Source organism: Klebsiella sp. K-3 (genome assembly GCF_051207495.1).
Lineage (GTDB): Bacteria > Pseudomonadota > Gammaproteobacteria > Enterobacterales > Enterobacteriaceae > Klebsiella > Klebsiella aerogenes.
In genome coordinates this window covers 283,023-299,929 of sequence record NZ_JBPNXF010000001.1, presented here as the reverse complement: position 1 = coordinate 299,929, position 16,907 = coordinate 283,023, and the positions used below count along the sequence as shown (strand labels likewise).

15 protein-coding genes are annotated in these 16,907 nt (G+C 56.4%); 8 read left to right on the top strand and 7 right to left on the bottom strand.

The genetic code is table 11. From position 1 onward, the window contains the following. The first annotated feature begins 37 nt into the window (after nucleotides 1-37). Nucleotides 38-769 carry a phosphodiester glycosidase family protein gene (locus ACSEMK_RS01420; protein WP_213794450.1) on the top strand — a complete coding sequence of 244 codons (732 nt, stop codon included), beginning with the start codon at nucleotides 38-40 and terminating at the stop codon, nucleotides 767-769. A gap of 40 nt (nucleotides 770-809) precedes the next feature. Here the strand turns inward: ACSEMK_RS01420 and ACSEMK_RS01415 are convergent, their stop codons facing one another. Next, nucleotides 810-3,533 carry a cation-transporting P-type ATPase gene (locus ACSEMK_RS01415; RefSeq protein WP_430914408.1) on the bottom strand — a complete coding sequence of 908 codons (2,724 nt, stop codon included), beginning with the start codon at nucleotides 3,531-3,533 and terminating at the stop codon, nucleotides 810-812. A gap of 501 nt (nucleotides 3,534-4,034) precedes the next feature. Between ACSEMK_RS01415 and ACSEMK_RS01410 the strand changes: the two genes are divergently transcribed. Then, entirely contained in the window at nucleotides 4,035-4,283 is a 249-nt protein-coding gene (locus ACSEMK_RS01410; RefSeq protein WP_015367805.1) for a DUF1158 domain-containing protein, read from the top strand. A gap of 57 nt (nucleotides 4,284-4,340) precedes the next feature. On the opposite strand, the gene ACSEMK_RS01405 is transcribed toward ACSEMK_RS01410, so the two are convergent. After that, nucleotides 4,341-4,682: a RamA family antibiotic efflux transcriptional regulator gene (locus ACSEMK_RS01405; RefSeq protein ID WP_015367806.1), complete on the bottom strand. Its 342-nt coding sequence runs from the start codon at nucleotides 4,680-4,682 to the stop codon at nucleotides 4,341-4,343. A 32-nt stretch (nucleotides 4,683-4,714) separates the two neighbouring features. Then, complete coding sequence (locus ACSEMK_RS01400) at nucleotides 4,715-5,830, bottom strand: MBL fold metallo-hydrolase (protein WP_183269008.1); 1,116 nt, start codon at nucleotides 5,828-5,830, stop codon at nucleotides 4,715-4,717. 173 nt (nucleotides 5,831-6,003) lie between these two features. Between ACSEMK_RS01400 and ACSEMK_RS01395 the strand changes: the two genes are divergently transcribed. The 3 genes from ACSEMK_RS01395 (at nucleotide 6,004) to nfsB (ending at nucleotide 7,727) form a co-directional block, all read left to right on the top strand. Next, the gene (locus tag ACSEMK_RS01395) at nucleotides 6,004-6,585 is read left to right on the top strand and encodes a TetR/AcrR family transcriptional regulator (protein WP_087860289.1); all 582 of its coding nucleotides are present in this window, start codon (nucleotides 6,004-6,006) and stop codon (nucleotides 6,583-6,585) included. After that, nucleotides 6,585-6,953, top strand: coding sequence for an MmcQ/YjbR family DNA-binding protein (locus tag ACSEMK_RS01390; protein WP_087860290.1), 369 nt, complete (start codon nucleotides 6,585-6,587; stop codon nucleotides 6,951-6,953). The genes ACSEMK_RS01395 and ACSEMK_RS01390 overlap by 1 nt, the downstream gene beginning before the upstream one ends. Before the next feature lie 120 nt (nucleotides 6,954-7,073). Further along, nucleotides 7,074-7,727 carry an oxygen-insensitive NAD(P)H nitroreductase gene (gene nfsB, locus ACSEMK_RS01385; protein WP_015367810.1) on the top strand — a complete coding sequence of 218 codons (654 nt, stop codon included), beginning with the start codon at nucleotides 7,074-7,076 and terminating at the stop codon, nucleotides 7,725-7,727. Between the two features lie 105 nt (nucleotides 7,728-7,832). On the opposite strand, the gene ACSEMK_RS01380 is transcribed toward nfsB, so the two are convergent. Both ACSEMK_RS01380 and ACSEMK_RS01375 read right to left on the bottom strand, forming a co-directional pair. Further along, a complete protein-coding gene (locus ACSEMK_RS01380) occupies nucleotides 7,833-8,870 on the bottom strand; it encodes a DUF2157 domain-containing protein (protein ID WP_087860291.1) in 1,038 nt (345 codons plus the stop codon). 24 nt (nucleotides 8,871-8,894) lie between these two features. After that, nucleotides 8,895-9,764 carry a helix-turn-helix transcriptional regulator gene (locus ACSEMK_RS01375; RefSeq protein WP_162750177.1) on the bottom strand — a complete coding sequence of 290 codons (870 nt, stop codon included), beginning with the start codon at nucleotides 9,762-9,764 and terminating at the stop codon, nucleotides 8,895-8,897. A 109-nt stretch (nucleotides 9,765-9,873) separates the two neighbouring features. On the opposite strand from ACSEMK_RS01375, the gene ACSEMK_RS01370 reads away from it, so the two are divergent. From ACSEMK_RS01370 to ACSEMK_RS01360, 3 genes are all read left to right on the top strand, one after another. Next, nucleotides 9,874-11,301, top strand: a complete 1,428-nt coding sequence (locus tag ACSEMK_RS01370) for an MFS transporter (protein ID WP_316424390.1) — start codon at nucleotides 9,874-9,876, stop codon at nucleotides 11,299-11,301. Between the two features lie 77 nt (nucleotides 11,302-11,378). After that, on the top strand, nucleotides 11,379-12,623 hold the full coding sequence (locus ACSEMK_RS01365) for a mechanosensitive ion channel family protein (RefSeq protein ID WP_015367814.1): 1,245 nt from the start codon (nucleotides 11,379-11,381) through the stop codon (nucleotides 12,621-12,623). Between the two features lie 133 nt (nucleotides 12,624-12,756). Next, on the top strand, nucleotides 12,757-13,173 hold the full coding sequence (locus ACSEMK_RS01360) for an Exc2 family lipoprotein (protein ID WP_045381305.1): 417 nt from the start codon (nucleotides 12,757-12,759) through the stop codon (nucleotides 13,171-13,173). Nucleotides 13,174-13,209: 36 nt separating this feature from the next. Here ACSEMK_RS01360 and pheP read toward each other — a convergent pair whose 3' ends face one another. Further along, nucleotides 13,210-14,586, bottom strand: coding sequence for a phenylalanine transporter (gene pheP, locus ACSEMK_RS01355; protein WP_047054926.1), 1,377 nt, complete (start codon nucleotides 14,584-14,586; stop codon nucleotides 13,210-13,212). Between the two features lie 106 nt (nucleotides 14,587-14,692). Continuing rightward, on the bottom strand, nucleotides 14,693-16,891 hold the full coding sequence (locus ACSEMK_RS01350; protein ID WP_271032042.1) for a TonB-dependent receptor: 2,199 nt from the start codon (nucleotides 16,889-16,891) through the stop codon (nucleotides 14,693-14,695). Nucleotides 16,892-16,907: the final 16 nt, after the last annotated feature.

The window sequence follows — 16,907 nt, the reverse complement described above, 5'->3', positions numbered from 1 at the left end:
GGGTATACTCGGCGCAGGATATTTAAAAGGATTGTTCATGTTATTACGCCGCCTGATCCCTCTTGCGCTTCTCCCCTTCACCGCCTTTACCCATGCAGCCTGTACTCTCACCGACCCAACGCTGATCTTGCAAAGCTATACGGTTAATCCGCAGCAAGAGCGCATCGTAATGTACTGGCAAAAGCAAAATGGTAAAGCCTGGGGATCGTTACGATCGCTGCTGTCCGATATCAATAAAGACGGCAGCGTCCAGATGGCGATGAACGGCGGGATATACGATAAAGCCTACGAGCCGCTGGGCTTGTATATCGAAAACGGCAAGCAGCTAAAGCCGCTCAACCGCGCCTCCGGCGGCGGCAATTTTTTCATTCGCCCCGGCGGCGTATTCTGGCTGAAAGGCCAGCGGGCGGGAATAACGCCTATCAACAAGTTTACGCCATCGCCTGAGATAACCTACGCCGTGCAGTCTGGTCCGATGCTGATTGAAAACGGCGCCATTAACTGGCGGCTGAAGCCCTCCGCCAGCTCGCGTAAGCTGCGCAACGGCGTCGGCATTGATAAACAGGGACGGGTGGTATTTATGCTTAGCGAGCGCGAAACCAATTTCTACGATTTTGCCTGTTACGCGCAGTCCAAACTCCACGTGCGCCAGATGCTGTACCTCGACGGCACGATTTCAAAAATGTATCAAAAGGGCGGCGGCATACCGTGGCAGTATCACCCTTTCGTCACCATGATAACCGTAGAAAGAAAAAACCTGGCTAAATGAAAATGGCGCCCGCTCAATCCTGAAGGGGCGCCGGACGGTATCAAGCAGGTTTACGCAAACGGCGGGTCAGCCGCTTCTCGACTTCAACCACCAGGAACATGGCCACACCAATTACCAGGGTCACGAACCAGTAGCGCAGCGGTAGCGCTTCGGTGCCGAACATGTTCTGCATTAGCGGTACATAGATGATGACCAACTGCATCAGCAACAGAACGCCGGTCACCAACCAGATGCCTTTGTTGCGCAGCAATCCTTTGTTCAGGGAGAAGCTGTCGCTGCTGCGGCAGTTAATCATATAGACCCACTGCGCGGTCACCAACATCTGCAGCAGCACGGTGCGGATGAACTCGGCGCTGTGGCCGCGCGGCGCCAGCCAGGCTTCGAGAATAAAAGCGGCGACGGCAATCATCGAACCGACAAAGGCGACGCGCCAGACGGCAAACCCATCCATCACGTGCTGGCCGGTCTTACGCGGCGGGCGATTCATCACGTTGCGCTCGGCGGCTTCAAAGGCCAGGCCGAAGGAGAGCGTGGCCGAGGTCGCCATGTTCATCCACAAAATCAGCACCGGCGTCAGCGGAATAATATTGCCCGCCAGCAGCGCGATGATGATCAACAGCCCCTGCGCGAGGTTGGTCGGCATGATGAACAGGATGGTCTTTTTCAAGTTGTCATAGACGCGACGCCCCTCCTTCACCGAGCTGGCGATGGTGGCGAAGTTGTCGTCGGTGAGCACCATATCGGCGGCCTCTTTGGTCACCTCGGTCCCTTTAATGCCCATGGCGATGCCCACGTCGGCCTGGCGCAGCGCCGGGGCGTCGTTAACGCCGTCACCGGTCATGCCGACCACTTCGCCGCTATCCTGTAGCGCCTTTACCAGGCGCAGCTTATGCTCCGGACTGGTACGGGCGAAAATATCAAACTCCACTGCAGCCTTCGCCAGCTCGGCATCATCCATATGCTCAAGCTGATAGCCGGTTATCGCCTGGCGGCTATTGGCGATCCCCAGCATCTGGCCGATGCTCATCGCCGTCTGCGGGTGGTCGCCGGTGATCATCTTCACGCGGATCCCGGCTGTCTGGCAGGCGTGGATCGCGTCAATCGCCTCCGGACGCGGCGGATCCATCATTCCGGCGATGCCGAGGAACACCAGCCCTTCACGCAGATCGTCGTGGCTCAGCGTAGTGCTACCGACTGCTGCCGGTTTGCAGGCAGCGGCAACCATCCGTAAACCCTGCCGGGCGAAGCGCGCCATTTCGTCTTCCCAGTACTGACGGTCAAATGGCATTGGCCCCTGTTTGCTCATCTGCTGGCCGCACAGGGCGAAGATGACATCCGGCGCGCCGGTAATCAGCACCCGCTCTTCATCGCCAATCTGCTGATGGGTGGCCATATATTTATACTGCGAATCAAACGGAATCTTCGCCACCAGCCGGGTAACGAGGGGCGTTAACCGGGCTTTTGCCGCCAGCACCTTCAGCGCCCCTTCGGTCGGGCCGCCGGTGATACCCCACAGACCACGCTCGTCCTGAACGATCTGGCTGTCGTTGCACAGATCGATGGTGCGCAGGTAGGTTTCCAGAACGCTACCCGGCTGGACCACCACCGGCTCGTCGCTGCCTTCCTGGAAAATGCGCCCCTGCGGCTCATAGCTATCGCCTTCTACGCGGTAGCAGCAGTCAGCGGTGATGACTGCTTTCACCGTCATTTCGTTCATGGTCAGGGTGCCGGTTTTGTCCGAGCACACCACGGTCATCGCGCCAAGCGTTTCAACCGTCGGCAGCTTACGGATAATCGCCCGCTTGCGCGCCATCGCCTGTACGCCGAGCGACAGGATAATCGAGATAATCGCCGGCAGGCCTTCCGGCACCGCCGCCACCGCGAGGCTAATCAGCGACAGCAGCAGCTCGCCCAGCGGAATATCGCGCAACGCAAGGCTGAAGAAGAACAGCGCCACCATCATCGCGAGAATGATGACAAAAATCGCTTTCCCCAGCTTATCCATCTGCACCAGCAGCGGAGTACGGTGCTTTTCAATAGCCGCCATCATCTGATTGATGTGGCCTAGCTCGGTCTCTTGACCGGTAGCGGTAACCACACCGACGCCGCTGCCGGCGCTGATAGTGGTGCCGGAGAAGACCATATTGGTGCGGTCGCCCAGCGGCAATTCCCCCTGTAGCGTCACGGTGGTTTTATCCACCACCGTCGACTCACCGGTGAGGATAGCCTCTTCTACCCGTAGATTGTGGCTTTCAATCAGGCGCAGATCCGCCGGAACGCGATCGCCGGCGCGCAGAATAACAATATCGCCCGGCACCAGGTCACGGGTGGGAATCGTTTCATGCTTGCCGTTTCGCTGTACGCGGGCATCGCTGGAGAGCATGTTGCGGATCCCCTGCAGCGATTTTTCGGCATTGCTCTCCTGAATATGACCGATCAACGCATTAATGACGGTAACGCCAAGAATAACCAGAGTATCGACCCAGTGGCCCATCACCGCAGTAAGCGCGGCAGCGGCCAGCAGGACGTAAATCAGGACATCGTTGAAGTGGGCGAGAAAACGCAGCCATGCGGGTTTGCCTTTCTTTTCCGGCAGTGCGTTAGGGCCGTATGATTTCAGACGACCGGCGGCTTCAGCGCTGCTAAGACCGTCGGCATGGCTCTTTTTTTGCGCCAGTACCGCCTCGACTGTTTGCTGATAAGCCTGCTGCGGCGCGCCGTCGCCCGAAGGCGTGATGTTGTGGGGATTAATCATCCTGGTCAAAATAAAGTTTCCTTTTAAATTCCGGGAATCGGAAAGCCTGAAATCATTTCTGGCCAATGAATTAATGCGTTTTGCGAGCAAGATCAAATTATCCAGCCACAACATTTATTTGCTCGCAAATTAAAAAATACATGGTAAGTTGGTTCTGAAAAACAAATATTACAGGGTATTTCTAAACCATTTATAAACGAGGTGAAACATGTTTGGAATCTACCACGGACGCCGGCTGGCGCTGTATGTCGCGTTGGCAATCATTATTGCCACAATAGTGGGATATAGTACCTATACTTTTGTAAAAATGCTGGGGTAATAAATGACGTTAATTTACACCCAGGTGAAATTAACTTAATCACAAATATTACCCAATAAATTAACAGAGGGTTTTTTATTAATAATATTAGAAATAATATGAATGACGTAAATCAATCAGCAGATAAAGCATATTGCGTTAACGGACTTTTTACCGGACAATATGTTTTTTAACTGACGATTAACATCATAATGAAACACCCGCTGGAAACGTTATTATCCGCCGCCGGCATTTTGCTGTTAGCCCTGATCTCATGCTTGCTGTTGCCGGCGCCCTCGCTCGGCCTGACGCTGGCGCAAAAGCTAGTCACATCCTTCCACCTGATGGATCTCAACCAGCTCTATACTTTGATCTTCTGCCTGTGGTTCTTAGCGCTGGGGGTGGTTGAGTATCTGGTATTGCGCTGGATATGGCGCCGCTGGTTCTCGCTGGCAGATTAAGCCGCAAGCGAGCAAAAAAAAGCCCGCCGAAGAGGCGGACTGGTATGCGACCGGCGCTCAATGCGCGCGACTGTGGTTCTCTTTGCGATACGCGCCCGGCGGCTGATTGAAAGTACGGGTAAAGATGCGGGTAAAGGTTTGCTGAGAATCAAAGCCGTATTTCAGGCAGATATCATAAACCCGCTGGTCGGTATCGCGCAGGTCGCGCGCCGCCAGCAGCAGTTTACGCTCGCGAATGTAGCGCCCGAGACTTTCCCCTTTGTACTGTAAAAACAGCCGTTGCAGATGCCATTTTGAGTATCCGGCATGGCGCGCAATATCATCAATTCGCAGCGGTTGATGCAGATTGTCATCAATCCATTCCACGATAGTGTCAATCACCTGAGCGGATATATTCATATCTCTTCTCTCCTCCTGAACCACTCTGGCGGTTAGCGCCACCAGGCGTTAAATGATTGTGTCTTATCAGCGACCCACACCGGTTCGCCCAGCATTGGCGTGACTAAACGCCACTCACGTCCTTCACTGGCTGCCGCCAGCCGCTGGTACGGATCGTCCCAGCTGTGTTTTGCCAGCACAAAGCGTCCGGCATGCCCCGGTAATACCGACCGGGCGCGTAAATCATCGGCGGCCTGCGCCGTTTCTTCCGGCATCATGTGGATGTATTTCCAGTCCTGGTCATATTGACCGTTTTCCATGATTGCCAGGTCGATGGGACCAAACTGCTCGCCAATGGCCTTAAAATGCGGGCCATAGCCGCTATCGCCGCTGTAATAAATCTTTTGCTGCGGGGTGACGAACAGGAAGCTGGCCCACAAGGTTTGGTTGCGTTTCAACCCGCGGCCGGAAAAATGGCGCGCCGGCAGCGCGTGTACGGTCAGTTCATCGCTGATTTTTACCGCCTGGTTCCAGTCCACTTCATCAATGATCGCCGCATCCATTCCCCAGTAGCGCAGATGCGAGCCGACGCCGAGCGGCGTCACCACGCGTTTAACTTTCGGCATCAGCGCTTTGATGGTGGCGTAGTCGAGATGGTCGTAGTGATCGTGGGAGATAATCAGCAGATCGATCTCCGGCATCCGCTGCGCGTTCCACGGATAATCACCGGGGAAAGCCTTATTGATGAAAGAGAACGGCGCGGCGTAATCGCTAAATACCGGGTCGATCAGGATACGTTTACCCGCCAGCTGCAGATACCACGATGAGTGACCGAGCCAGACCATCACGTCTTCACCAGAAGGTAGACCGGCAAGATCGGTATTCACCAGCGGCAACGGCTGCTGCGGGCGCGCGTTCTCTCGCTTCGTGACCAGAAAATCCCACCACGCGGCCAGCATGTTTTTCTGCCCGGTGAATCCCGGCGTCGGCAGTTGGTTATGGAACTGGCCGTCACGGTAGTTCGGCGACTGTTCGACAAGACTGAGCTGCGCACCCTGCGGCGCTTTGCCAAAACCGGCATTGAGAACAAACGGCAATGTCGTTGCTGCTGCTAATAACATAATGGCGACCACGCTAAAGGTGACACGGTTCATATCCTGACCAGACAAAAGCCCCATCCAGGGGACTTTATGATATAACTTGATTATGAGTGAGTAAGCACTCATTATTAGGAAGGAGTAGAAAATCGTCAAGACTATTTTCAATTTTTGACATCTGGCGTTGCAGTTGTGCGGTCCGCCGTGATTAGATCGAGGTTTAACTTTCAGCGAGGTAAAATGTAGTGGCTCGTCCTAAGAGTGAAGATAAAAAACAAGCGTTACTGGAAGCCGCCACGGCCGCTTTCGCCCAGTCCGGCATTGCCGCTTCAACATCGGCGATAGCCCGCAGCGCGGGGGTTGCTGAAGGAACGCTGTTTCGCTATTTCGCCACTAAAGATGAGTTGCTCAACGAGTTATACCTCGCCATTAAGATGCGCTTAGTACAGACGATGATCGACGGGCTCAATCCTGACGAAAAGCGCCCGAAAGAGAACGCGCGCAACATCTGGAACAGCTATATCGACTGGGGGATGCGTAACCCTATGGAATACCGCGCCATTCGCCGCATGGCATTGAGCGAACGCATCACCGATGAAACCCGCAGCCAGGTTAAAGAGAGTTTTCCCGAGCTGAACGAGATGTGTCAGCTGTCGGTGAAAGCGGTTTTCCTTAGCGACGCCTATCGCGCCTTCGGCGATGCCCTGTTCCTGTCGCTGGCCGAAACCACCATCGAGTTCGCCAGCCACGACCCGCAGCGTGCTCGAGAAATCATCGCCCTCGGTTTTGAGGCTATGTGGAATGCGCTGCATGAGAATGAGCATTAATGGATAACGAAGCGCTACACCATCACGCGCAGCGTATCGCGCTGACCTACCCTTTCACCGAACACTGCTGGCCGTTTGGCCCGGAGTATGACGTGTTTAAAGTCGGCGGGCGGATTTTCATGTTGACCATGACCCTTCGCGGGCGTGTCATAGTCAACCTGAAGGCCGATCCGCAAAAATCGCTGCTCAATCAGCAAATTTACCGCAGCATCGAACCGGGCTATCACATGAACAAAAAGCACTGGATCACCGTGGTCCCGGGCGAGGATATCAGCGAGGATTTACTTGCCGAGCTTATTGACGACTCGTGGAATCTGGTGGTGGATAAGCTGGCGAAAAAAGACCAGCGTCGGCTGCGTCCCGGCTGATTTTCAAATAAATGCGATAAGTGTTATCGCATTTTTCACTCTTATCATTTCCCGCGCATCGCTGTACTCTTCCTCCCACGAAATGTGCCCGTAAGGGGCTGAAAATTGTGAGGAAGAGTCATGGATATTATCTCAGTTGCCTTAAAACGTTACTCCACTAAGGCTTTCGATCCGGCGAAAAAACTGACGGCTGAACAGGCGGAAAACCTGAAAACGCTGCTGCAATATAGCCCGTCGAGCACCAACTCCCAGCCATGGCACTTTATCGTCGCCAGCAGCGATGAAGGTAAAGCTCGCGTCGCGAAAGCAGCCAGCGGCACCTACGTGTTCAACGAACGTAAAATCCTCGACGCTTCCCACGTTGTCGTGTTCTGTGCGAAAACCGCGATGGACGATGCGTGGCTGGAAAAAGTCGTTGATCAGGAAGATGCCGATGGCCGTTTTGCCACTCCGGAAGCCAAAGCCGGTAACCACAAAGGCCGCACCTTCTTTGCCGATATGCACCGCAAAGAGCTGAAAGATGACGATCAGTGGATGGCGAAGCAGGTTTATCTTAACGTGGGCAACTTCCTGCTCGGCGTGGCGGCAATGGGTCTGGATGCGGTGCCGATCGAAGGCGTCGATTTCGCCATCCTCGACGAAGAGTTTGGCCTGAAAGCGCAAGGTTATACCAGCGTAGTCGTGGTGCCGGTCGGTCATCACAGCGTGGAGGACTTCAACGCCGCACTGCCGAAATCCCGCCTGCCGCAGTCTACCACCATCACCGAGATCTAATCTCCGCGCGCTGCCCTCCCCGGATGGCGGCGCTTTGCGCCTTATCCGGGCTACGGTCCAGTACTCAGTTGGTAGCCCCGGTAAGCGTAGCGCCACCGGGGAAGGTTACTTTTTCTCCCCCTCTCCGGCGTGCCAGATCCGCTCGGCGTAGCGGCCAATCATCGCCAGCGATGCCGCCAGGATCAGGAAGAACACCACCTTGTGCAGGCTATACCAGAAGAATTCGAAGAAGCGGGTGTAGAGGTTGATGGCGAGGAACGTCAGGCCAAATCCACGTAGCATGCCATCGTCGGTTTTCAGGCTGATATAAATACACAGCACCGCCGCCAGCGCAAACAGCAGCCCCCACGGCAGCAGTTGCGCCTGGCTCACCCCATACCAGCTCTCGGAATCGTAGTTGCCGAAAATCGACAGGATCCACAGCGCGACAAACAGCCAGGTCAGCCCCATCGCCTTAGTGACGGTAAACAACTGCCGCTGGCGTAATACATTTTGCATCAAGTAGCACAGCGCCAGCAGCACGCCGCCGAACAGCACGAAACGAATCGGGAAGCTCATCCCCAGCCAGTAGGCGCCCCAACCTGATACATAGCCGGTTTCCGCGCCAAACCAGTTCCCCAACGCCAGCAGAAAGAACAGCCACACCAGCCCGGAACGGGCGAAATACCCTATCAGGCCGTAAATCGCGCAGCCGAGCAGTATCAGCGGCGCCACGTGGCCGCTGCCGTCGTCCAGCCGATCGCCTAGCTGCCACAAGGCAATGGCGGTGCAAATCACGCCGAGGAACAAAATCGCCTCGGTGCTATAGTGCCACTGCGCTTCGCGACGCTGACGGCGGAACCCCCAATAATAAAATGCGATGGCCAGCAGCGTCGGCAGGATAATGCGCGCGACAGCGGAGTCGCTGAACAGATTGATAATCGCCGTAATCAATTCGGCGTCGGCGAACAGACTCCCCAGCGCAATCAGCACGCAGGCCATCGCGGTCCAGAAGGCATAGCGGCTCAGGCGCTGCCAGTCGAAAGCGCGAACAGATAGCGACGCTGACAGCCGTTGGCCGTCGCTGCTGTTCAGAATCCCCTCCTGCTGCCATTGCTCGATAGCACGTTGAATAATCCGCTGCTGCTTGCGGGTGACGTTCATAAGCGTTCCTTGTCCATTGCGGGCTTAGCCCTGTTGATCCAGCCAGGCCAGCGCCTGTTCTCCGGTTTCATCCAGCGGTAAATAGACCAGCAGACGCGAACCGTTGCGCGGCGCGGAATACCAGTACATTTGCTGCAGACTAAAGCGCCCGAGCTGCGGATGGTTAAAATTTTTCACCTGGTTTTCGACGCCGCGTACCTCGTAGCGCTGGTGCCATAGCGCTTCAAACTCCGCCGAGGCGGCGAAAAAACGCGCCAGCTTATCTTCCCACTCTGGCGAGCCGCGATGCTCAGCCATCGCCGCGCGAAAATAGGAAACAAAAGTGGGCAACACATCGCGATTTTCAATGCGGCTACGCCAGGTTTCGCAGGTGAGATAGAGATAAATGCAATTGCGGTCTTCTTCGGCAATCGTCGCGAAATCAACGCCCATCAGGCGGCAAAAGCTGTCGTTCCAGGCGACGATATCAAAGTTTGGTTTCTGAATGCTGGCGGGCTGCGGCATCAGGCTATCAAGCATGCGTCGGGTTCCGGGACTGATCCCCTCGCAGACCGTGGCCTGCGTGTTCTCCGGCGGCGTTAAGCCTGCCAGAACGAACAGATGACGGGTTTCCAGCGGGCTGCACTGAAGCGCGCTGGCCACGCCGCTTAATACCGCCGCCGACGGATTCACTTCCCGCCCCTGCTCAAGCCAGGTATACCAGGTCACGCCGACGTCCGCCAACATCGCCACCTCTTCCCGGCGCAGGCCCGGCGTCCTTCGCCGCCCGACGCGCGGCAGGCCGAGGCGCTGCGGGTCAAGACTTTCGCGGCGGGCGCGCAGAAATGCCCCCAGCTGTTTACGGCTATCATCGGGCGCGAGGTTCGGGGCCTCACGTTGCAGTATTAGCGACATCGTTCCTCCAGCATGGTAGTACCAATACCAGTATAGACAGGAACTGGTACCCGTTTAATTAATCGGTGATGCTACGGCCATACGCTGAATGACGCAATGGAGAGATCCGATGAATTCGTCTGCTGTTTCACCCGGCCGCGCCGGTTTACTGCTGTTACTGACCGGCCAGATGCTGCCGTTAATCGATACCTCGATAACCAACGTGGCACTGGACTCGATCACCCACTCCCTCGATGCCAGCGCCACCCAACTGGAGCTTATCGTCGCGCTGTACGGCGTGGCCTTTGCCGTCTGCCTGGCGATGGGCAGCAAACTGGGCGATAACTATGGACGCCGCCGCCTGTTCCTGTGGGGCGTGGCGGTATTCGGCATCGCCTCGCTGCTATGCGGGATGGCTAACTCAATCACTACCCTGCTGGCCGCGAGAACGCTGCAAGGCGCGGGCGCCGCGCTGATCGTGCCGCAAATACTCGCCACCCTGCACGTCACCTTGAAAGGTACCGCCCACGCCCGGGCGATCAGCCTCTACGGCGGTATCGGCGGCATCGCGTTTATCGTCGGCCAGATGGGCGGCGGTTGGCTGGTCTCCGCCGATATCGCCGGGCTCGGCTGGCGTAACGCCTTCTTTATCAACATCCCTATCTGCCTGCTGGTGTTAGCTTTTAGCCGCCGCTATGTGCCGGAAACCCGCCGCGAAAGCCATTCCAGCATCGATTGGCAGGGAACTTTCAGCCTGGCGTTAATCCTCTGCTGCCTGCTGTTCCCGATGGCGCTGGGGCCGGAACTGCACTGGCCATGGGAGCTACAGCTGCTTTTGCTGGCCGTACTCCCCCTGCTCGGCTGGATGCGCCTGAGCGCGCTGCGTAAGCAGCAGCGCGGCGAGCAACCGCTGCTGCCGCCGCGGCTGTTGAAGCTCACCAGCATCCGTTTTGGTATGGCTATCGCGCTGCTGTTCTTCAGCGCCTGGTCCGGCTTTATGTTTTGTATGGCGCTGACCATGCAGGCCGGGCTTGGGATGGCGCCGTGGCAGTCCGGCAACAGTTTTATCGCTCTCGGGGTGGCCTATTTTATCTCCGCGCTGTACGCGCCGAAGCTTATCGCTCGCTATAGTATGGGGCGGATTTTGCTGATTGGCCTGGCAGTGCAGATTAGCGGCCTGCTGATGCTGAGCGCCACCTTTTATCAACTTGGCCTGCGGACCACGACGCTGGCGCTGGTGCCCTCCACCGCGCTGGTCGGCTATGGCCAGGCGTTAATCGTCAACAGTTTCTATCGTATCGGGATGCGGGACATTCGCGCCTGCGACGCCGGGGCCGGTAGCGCCATTCTCAGTACCCTGCAACAGGCGACGCTGGGGCTGGGGCCGGCCATTCTCGGCTCGCTGTTCTTAACCCTGGCCCAGCGCGGCGGTGGTGACTATGCGCAGGCGCTGATCGTCTTCCTGCTGGTCGAGGTGGCGATGATGCTGCTGCTGGGCGCTATAGCCCTCTGGCTGCGCCATCACCTGAATCTGCAGGCGGCGGCGACGGCGTCCTGATTCACAACTGTGTAACCTCTGATTTGCATAATAGTCATCCAGCGGTCATCATAACCGCTGGATGTACAGGAGACGTTATGCAGGAATTAATATCGCAAATCGCCGCATTAGGCATCAAAATCACCCCAACCACCTCGCTCATCATTACTTTTGGCATTATTTTTCTGACGGCGATTGTCGTTCATCTCATTCTACATAAAGTGGTACTACGCACCTTCGAAAAGCGGGCGCAGGCCAGTAGCCATTTATGGCTGCAGATCATCACGCAAAATAAACTTTTCCACCGCCTGGCGTTCACCCTACAGGGGATTATCGTCAACGTTCAGGCCGTGCTCTGGCTGCAGAAAGGCAGCGAAGCGGCGGAAATTTTATCCACCTGCGCGCAACTGTGGGTCATGGTTTACGCCATGCTCTCCTTCTTCTCGCTGCTGGACGTGATTTTCAATCTGGCGCAAAAATTCCCGACGGCCTCGCAGCTGCCGCTTAAAGGCATCTTCCAGGGTATTAAACTGGTTACGGCGATTATTATCGGCATTCTGATCATATCTCTGCTGATTGGCCAGTCGCCGGCGATTCTCATTAGCGGTCTTGGCGCGATGGCCGCCGTACTGATGTTAGTATTTAAAGACCCGATTCTTGGCCTGGTGGCCGGCATCCAGCTTTCCGCCAACGACATGCTCAAACTCGGCGACTGGCTGGAAATGCCGAAATATGGCGCCGATGGCGCGGTTATTGATATCGGCCTGACCACGGTAAAAGTGCGCAACTGGGATAACACTATCACCACAATCCCCACCTGGTCGCTGGTCTCGGATTCGTTTAAAAACTGGAGCGGGATGTCGGCCTCCGGCGGTCGTCGCATTAAGCGCAGCCTGAACATCGATACCACCAGCATCCATTTTCTTGACGAGCAGGAGCAGCAGCGGCTGATTCAGGCCAAATTGCTGAAGCCGTATATGGACTCGCGCCATCAGGAAATTAACGAGTGGAACCAACAGCACGCTAATGAACCCTCGGTGCTTAACCTGCGCAAAATGACCAATATCGGCACCTTCCGCGCCTATCTGCAGGAGTATCTGCGTAACCATCCGCGGCTACGTAAGGATATGACCATGATGGTGCGCCAGCTAGCGCCGGACGCTAACGGCCTGCCGATTGAGATCTACTGCTTCACCAATACCGTGGTGTGGGCGGAGTATGAAGGCATTCAGGCGGATATCTTCGACCATATCTTTGCGGTGGTTGACGAGTTCGGCCTGCGTATTCACCAGACGCCAACCGGCAACGACATTCGTTCACTGTCGGGCGCGCTGTCGTCCTGATTCCCGGCTGGCGCGCATTGCGGGCGCCAGCGTACTCTCACTCCACTATCATTTCTCAGGGCTAGCCGTCGACACTGTTTAAGGAGATGATCTTTTCACCAACATGGATTATCGCCAAAGGACGCTCTGCATAATGAAATTAACCACAACGTTTGTCGCGCTTGGCTGCGCTTTAGCACTCCTCTCCGGTTGCACCTCATCGAAGACCTCGCCAGAACGCCATGCTTACAGCTTCGTGTCTCATCGTTCTGATTTCGTCGGCGGCAATTTCACCGTTAACCGTCAGCAAAATTATCAGATGAACCTGCCTAACTTCCGCGATATCTACGCCCGCGGGCAAGAAGATCGGAAAAAAGGGGTGAGTGAAAGCGATGCGCAGCGAGTTGCCGACGCCATTAAGCAACAGGCGCTGGAAGGGGTGAAGTCGCAACACTCCTTCAACGGTAATGCGAGCGATCGGTGGAGCGAAACGATGGAAGCGAAGGATGCTCGTCTGTTTGGCAATGAGCTGGCTGGCGCCTATCTGGATGGCTTCCACGGGATAAAATAAGTTATGTCGCCCCGCCAGTCCGCGGGGCGGTAAGCCTTACGCCGGGCGGCGCAGCAGTTTGAAGGCGGCAAACAGGAAGATAATCCACACCGGCAGCAATATCGCCGACAGACGCATCCCGTCAATGGTGCACATCAGCACCAGAATCAAACCGAGAAAAGCGATGCAAAAGTAGTTGCTGGCTGGCGCCAGTAACGCTTTGAACTTCGACTCGCGACCTTTACGACGCTGCGCGGCGCGAAACTTCAGATGCGCCATGCAGATCATTATCCAGTTCAGCAGCAGCGTCGCCACTACCAGCGCCATCAGCAGCCCCAGCGCTTCATGCGGCAGCAGATAGTTCAGTACCACCACCAGCGAGGTAATGACGCCCGACAGCAGCAGCGAATTCACCGGCACGCCGCGTTTGCTGACGCGGGCGAGAAACTTCGGCGCGTTGCCTTGTACCGACAACCCGAACAGCATGCGGCTGTTAGAATAGACGCCGCTGTTATAGACCGACAGCGATGCCACCAGAATGACGAAATTCAGCGCGGAAGCCACCACGTTGCTGTCAAGATTATGGAAAATCATCACAAACGGACTACTATCGGATTTGATCTCCACCCACGGATAAAGCGCCAGCAGCACCACCAGCGAGCCGATGTAAAACAGCAGGATACGGTAAACCACCTGGTTGACCGCTTTCGGAATGCTCTTTTCCGGATCCTGCGCTTCCGCGGCGGTAATACCGATTAGCTCCAGGCCGCCAAAAGAGAACATAATGACCGCCAACGACAGCACCAGGCCATGCCAGCCGGTCGCGAGGAAGCCGCCATGCTTCCACAGGTTATCAAAACCAGCTTTACTGCCGCCGTGACCGCCAAACAGCATCCACAGGCCAAAGGCGATCATGCCGATAATCGCCAGCACTTTAATCAGCGCGAACCAGAATTCCGCTTCGCCATACAGACGTACGTTGACCAGGTTGACGGCGTTAATAATGATGAAGAAGGCCGCCGCCCAAACCCAGGTGGGAACATCAGGGAGCCAGTACTGCATATAAATCCCGGCGGCGGTTAGTTCCGCCATCCCTACCAGCACGAACATCACCCAGTAGTTCCAGCCAGAGAGAAAGCCGGCGAACGGGCCCCAGTATTTATAGGCAAAGTGGGCAAAAGAGCCAGATACCGGCTCTTCCACCACCATCTCGCCAAGCTGGCGCATAATCAGAAAAGCCACAATACCGGCCACGGCGTAACCCAGTAATACCGCCGGGCCAGCCATTTGAATCGCGGGACCAATGCCAAGAAACAGGCCGGTGCCAATCGCGCCGCCAAGGGCGATAAGTTGAATATGTCGGTTCTGTAAACCGCGATGAAGCGTCGGGCCGCTCTCTTCCACGGCATCCGACGACGTTGACGCGTCTTTCACGTCGTTCCCCTGTGTGTTTTTGTGAAGGGGCACCTTTTATCACTTAGGGGGGATTGTCGCAAGTTGCACGGGGCAAGCATCAGCCGCCCGCCCCGCTTTTTTAGCGTTAGAAGTCGTAGCTCATTGAGACGCGAACGGTACGCGGATCGCCTTCGAACAGATAGGTTCCGGTATCGTCAATGCCGGACCAGTACTTCTCGTTGGTCACGTTGGTCACCCCGATGCGCCAGGTCATTTCGTTCTGGTCGGAGTTCAGGCGCATACGATAGCGCAGGCCTAAATCCAGGGTGGTGTAGCTATCCAGCTTCTTGGTGTTGGCCGCATCGGCATACTGCGAGCCGCTATGATTGACACGCGCTGTCGCGGTCAGGCCTTCCACCGGCTTAATATCATACTCGGCACCGAGCACCGCGTAGAAATTAGCCACCCCGATGGCATCTTTACCATCGGTTGCGCCTTTAGCGGTTTTAGTCTGTTTGGCATCCAGCCACACCGTACTGGCGTTAAGACGCAGCCCCAGCATCGGCTCGCCGAAGACGTTCATCTCTACGCCGCGGTTACGCTGCTCGCCGTCGAGGCCGTAATTGCCAGAGGTATCGGAAATGGCGTTCGGTTTTTTGATTTCAAACAGCGCCAGCGATCCGCCGATCGTTCCGTAGTCGATCTTGACGCCCACTTCGTCCTGCTTCGAGTGCGCGATCCCGGTACTCTGCCCGGCATTGGCCGCCGTAGTCGGCGCCACAGAGCCCGGCTGCAGCGCTTCGGTATGGTTAGCATACAGCGACAGCTGCTCCCACGGCTTGTACACCAAGCCAAACGTCGGCATCCAGCGGCTTTGGGTATAACGCGAAGAGGTATCTTCCAGTCCGGTGGCGTTGCTGTAGTTGCGCACGACCACTTTCTGATGACGAGCAGCCGCGGTAAACAGCACCTTATCGTTAAAGAAGCCGAGAGTGTCGCTCAGCAGCCAGCCCTGCGTACGGCTGCGCGAGGTGACCAGCGGATCGTGGTAGTTGCCGCCAAAATAGGCGTTATCCGGCATTGCCACATCGTGGTTGTCATAGATATTGGTGGTCGGATTCTTCGCCGACATCCGCCAGGCGGTCGCATCGGTATGCACCTGCGCCGCATAGCCGAGATTCACCTTATGCGAAATCGCGCCGGTATTGAAATCGCCGCGTACCCCGCCCATGCCGCTGATCGCGTCGATGATGCGGTTAGTATCAAGGCGGCCAACCGTTGCATCGCCGTTTTTATTGAGCAGCTTCGGCGCGCTGTAGGTGCCGATTTCATGCGAATGCTGACCGCCGAGGGCGCTGTATACCGTCCAGCTATCGCTCAGGTCATATTCCGCCTTCGCCATGCCGAACTCGCTTTCAATATCGCTATAGCCCCACTTCTGGCTGTAGTTTTTGCTGTTGTCCGGCAGCGCCGGGATGAAATCTACGCCGCTGATATTGACGCCCATCGTACCGCCGTGGAACGTTTTCTTCTGATAGCCGAAATCGAGCGAGGAGCGGAAACGATCGCCACGGTAATCAAGCCCCAGCGAAGCCAGCGTGGTACGGCGTTTATCGTTATCGATAGCGCCTTCGCCCTCGCGATGCACCAGGTTGACCCGGGCACCGAACTGGTTATTATCGCCGAAACGGCGTCCCAGGTCGAGGGTACCGCCAACCTGCGAATCAGAGGTATAGTCGACGCCAACACGTGCGGTCGGCAGATCTTCCGCCCGTTTCGGCTCGAGGTTAATCATCCCGCCGACGCCGCTGCTGGCCGCGCCGTTAAGCAGGCTGTTAGCCCCTTTGAAAATTTCAACGCGCTCCAGCATCTGAGTGTCCATCACCTGACGCGGCACCACGCCCGCCAGACCGCCCATGGTCATGTCATCGCCATCGAGCTTAAACCCGCGGATTCGATAGGTCTCGGCGAAGTTTCCGTAGCCCTGTACGGCCTGCACGCCTGCGTCGTTGCTGACGACATCGGCGATAGTTTTCGCCTGCTGGTCCTGAATCAGCTTCGAGGTATAGCCGATGACGTTAAACGGGACGTCCATCGCTTTTTGTTCGCCAAGCATCCCCAGACGGCCGCCGTGGGCGATCTGGCCGTCGAGGAATGCCGGTACCACCAGGTCGCCGCCGGATTTAAAATCGCCGTTTTCGTTAGCCTCGACGATGATGGTCTCTTCGCCAGGCTGCTCCGCGGCGGCAGCGTCAGCGGCCATCGCCGTTTGACTGGCGGCGCCGATGGCTAAGGCCAACAGCGTTTTACGCAGCGGGAAGGATGAATAGTGCGTGGTGTGCATAATTTGCCCCATGGAT

What these genes read in the sequence shown, in the direction of transcription:
- ACSEMK_RS01360 (WP_045381305.1), top strand. Translation starts at nt 12,757, where the DNA reads ATGAAATTAACCACAACGTTTGTCGCGCTTGGCTGCGCTTTAGCACTC.
- ACSEMK_RS01420 (WP_213794450.1), top strand. Translation starts at nt 38, where the DNA reads ATGTTATTACGCCGCCTGATCCCTCTTGCGCTTCTCCCCTTCACCGCC.
- ACSEMK_RS01380 (WP_087860291.1), bottom strand. Translation starts at nt 8,870, where the DNA reads ATGAACGTCACCCGCAAGCAGCAGCGGATTATTCAACGTGCTATCGAG.
- nfsB (WP_015367810.1), top strand. Translation starts at nt 7,074, where the DNA reads ATGGATATTATCTCAGTTGCCTTAAAACGTTACTCCACTAAGGCTTTC.
- ACSEMK_RS01375 (WP_162750177.1), bottom strand. Translation starts at nt 9,764, where the DNA reads ATGTCGCTAATACTGCAACGTGAGGCCCCGAACCTCGCGCCCGATGAT.
- ACSEMK_RS01350 (WP_271032042.1), bottom strand. Translation starts at nt 16,891, where the DNA reads ATGCACACCACGCACTATTCATCCTTCCCGCTGCGTAAAACGCTGTTG.
- ACSEMK_RS01410 (WP_015367805.1), top strand. Translation starts at nt 4,035, where the DNA reads ATGAAACACCCGCTGGAAACGTTATTATCCGCCGCCGGCATTTTGCTG.
- ACSEMK_RS01365 (WP_015367814.1), top strand. Translation starts at nt 11,379, where the DNA reads ATGCAGGAATTAATATCGCAAATCGCCGCATTAGGCATCAAAATCACC.
- ACSEMK_RS01390 (WP_087860290.1), top strand. Translation starts at nt 6,585, where the DNA reads ATGGATAACGAAGCGCTACACCATCACGCGCAGCGTATCGCGCTGACC.
- ACSEMK_RS01405 (WP_015367806.1), bottom strand. Translation starts at nt 4,682, where the DNA reads ATGAATATATCCGCTCAGGTGATTGACACTATCGTGGAATGGATTGAT.
- ACSEMK_RS01370 (WP_316424390.1), top strand. Translation starts at nt 9,874, where the DNA reads ATGAATTCGTCTGCTGTTTCACCCGGCCGCGCCGGTTTACTGCTGTTA.